Origin of the sequence: Ignatzschineria ureiclastica, assembly GCF_003121845.1 — a bacterium.
In the GTDB taxonomy this organism is placed as follows: Bacteria; Pseudomonadota; Gammaproteobacteria; order Cardiobacteriales; family Wohlfahrtiimonadaceae; genus Ignatzschineria; species Ignatzschineria ureiclastica.
In genome coordinates this window covers 1-1072 of the sequence record NZ_QEWQ01000018.1, presented here as the reverse complement: position 1 = coordinate 1072, position 1072 = coordinate 1, and the positions used below count along the sequence as shown (strand labels likewise).

At 37.6% G+C, this 1072-nt stretch carries 2 tRNA genes and 1 rRNA gene; all 3 read right to left on the bottom strand.

Going from position 1 to position 1072, the window contains the following annotated elements:
- Positions 1–175: ribosomal RNA gene (locus tag DC083_RS10020) — 23S ribosomal RNA — on the bottom strand; the annotation flags it as partial.
- Positions 176–813: 638 nt separating this feature from the next.
- Positions 814–889, bottom strand: a tRNA-Ala gene (locus DC083_RS10015).
- Between the two features lie 19 nt (positions 890–908).
- Positions 909–985 (bottom strand) — tRNA-Ile (locus DC083_RS10010).
- Positions 986–1072 lie beyond the last annotated feature (87 nt).

Below are 1072 nucleotides of genomic sequence, written 5' to 3'. Positions count from 1 at the left end.
AGCCTATTTTATTCAGCTGTGGATGACAGGGTTTTAAGCCTGTGCGGGTTTCCCCATTCGGACATTTCCGGATCAAAGCTTGATTGCCAGCTCCCCGAAACTTTTCGCAGACTTCCACGTCCTTCATCGCCTGTAATCGCCAAGGCATCCGCCATGTACGCTTATTCACTTGACCATATAATAGGGATTAGACTCATTTTTTAATGAATCGTCCAAACTATATGATTTAATAGCTTTCTAATTCTCCTACGAATGTAACATGATAACGTTTCACTTTAAGTTAACTCATTTTATCAATCTGTCTTCATCAACAATATCTTTCAATACTATTAACTGACAGTCAGTAAAATTGAATACATCGTTTACTTAAGTAATGCAATCTCTCCCGATCTCTCTTTATATCTCAATACTCATTTACCATTCTCATCACGAGAAGAATAAATCAACATTAAGACCCAAAAGATCTTGGTCACTATTACTCGATTCACATCGATCAATAATGACTGCTGCATCGCTATTACGTTGCACCAACTAATCCAAATTGTTAAAGAACACTCTAAATAGATTAGAGTATAAATAAGATGACTTAATTTACTTCCTTACTACTTGTAAGATTATAAATCACTTTATTTATCGTCTATTCTATTTTGGAAGAAGAATTATAGAGATTTAATCTTCATTAGCAAGCTTACTTATTACTCACTATATTTATAACGCCTGATATCTTATTGATTTTATATTAATAAGTTCAATCGTTACTTTAAAGACTTTATCTCTCTAGATCCTCAACTACCAATCCATAACCACTTAAAATGGTGGAGGATAACGGAGTCGAACCGATGGCCTCCTGCGTGCAAGGCAGGCGCTCTACCAACTGAGCTAATCCCCCTTTTACCGGGTTACTTATTTGGTGGGCCTAGGTAGACTCGAACTACCGACCCCACGCTTATCAAGCGTGTGCTCTAACCAACTGAGCTATAGGCCCAGATCTAGCTTTTCTCTTCTTCTATCTTAAATAAGCTTCTATGGAAGCTCGTATCACCTGCGAGTCGCTCTTTAAAGGAGGTGATCC